Origin of the sequence: Endozoicomonas sp. ONNA2 (genome assembly GCF_024606365.1) — a bacterium.
Lineage (GTDB): Bacteria > Pseudomonadota > Gammaproteobacteria > Pseudomonadales > Endozoicomonadaceae > Endozoicomonas.
Window position 1 is genome coordinate 1 of record NZ_JAHHPO010001023.1, and the last position, 1357, is coordinate 1357.

Here is a 1357-nt window from a genome sequence, read left to right on the forward strand (position 1 = left end):
GGGGCATTAACAGAGAGCGAAATAGTCCTATGTTTACTCACATTTATAGGAACAGAGTGAAGAGACCATCGAACAGATTCAGCCTCTGAGTTTGGCACCTGAATTTTTGTGGATTTCTTCCGTTCCAATCACTGTCCAGGGTTTCCTGGTGGAGGTGGTTGACTGCCACCCCTTGAAGCGTCATCACCTGGCGTTTCAGGCGTCGTGTTATCCTCCGATGGTGCCACCTTTCCCCGCGTTGAAGATAAACCGGAAGGGTGATCAGACTTGCCTGATAAACGTTGCTCTAACTCCGCCATCAACTTCGCTTTTGCATTCAGTGTTTCTTGACTGGGGCCTTCTTCTGTGCCTTTGTTTTCTTCTTCGTGGTAATGTGCAGCATCCATGAGATCCTCGTAAGCCTTACGGGCCTTTTTAACGCGTTTCTGGTGATCATCTTCCATAGCGCTTACTTTCCCGAAAGCCGAATCGCTGTCTTCAGAACCCACTGACTTCTTCTCATGATCATTGGCAATTTCAATGGCAGGACGCGGCTCTAATGACCCCGGAGTAACACTTTGCGCCCTCTTTGCAGACTTCTGATTGCGGCTATAAAAAGAAAGGCTGATAACTGGATGTTGTATGGCATCATAGCGAGCCTGGAAGCCCTGAATCTCTTGTCTGGATGCCCCGAGTTGCGCCAGCTGAGAGAGAAGGGCGTTAAATTGTTGGGCACCATTCGTCCTGGTGGTGAGGGCAGATGGTAAAACAGACTGCTTTTCCTGTTTCATTTCATTGACTAACGCCAAAGATTGCTGCATCCATGACTCCAAGTCAGATAAATCCAAATCATCCAGCTCCGGTGGAATTAAACGAACCCGTTTGCCATCGGGTAAATTGAACGTGACTTTTACATCATCCGAATTGTTGTTTTTCAGTTGTTTAATGGCTGCCTTATGCACTGTTTTAAATTCTTCAATTAGCTGATCATTTGGCAGGTTCCACTTCTCACTCATTTGTTCCTTGATATTTTGCAGAACAGTTACAGTAGCATCAATATATTTCATCTCCTTGATTTTTCTGAAGCTTTGCTCCAGAGGCTGATCAACGGCCAAAAGTGTAGCCAGATCACGCTTGATTCCTTCAGCCTTCAGGCTATTTGTGGGAACCGTACTTTCAGAAACACTTGCTGGCTGAATATTGTCCGACAGCCTACGGTTTCCCACAGGATCATTATTATTTATGGGCATACGCTTTTGGGGCGGATGAGTAGAAACACGCTGTCCGGTTGGCATTGAACCTGTCTCTTCAACTGGTTCATCACCGGCATGTGGTGGCACAGGGGGAGGCAATACTGAAGAACCTGCGGGTTTTCTTG

General features: G+C 46.8%; 1 protein-coding gene. It reads right to left on the reverse strand.

The window, feature by feature from the left end; all coding sequences use genetic code 11:
* Window positions 1-128: 128 nt before the first annotated feature.
* Window positions 129-1357, reverse strand: a 1229-nt coding sequence (locus tag KDK14_RS18200) for a hypothetical protein (protein ID WP_257266617.1), incomplete at its 5' end; no start/stop codon positions are given.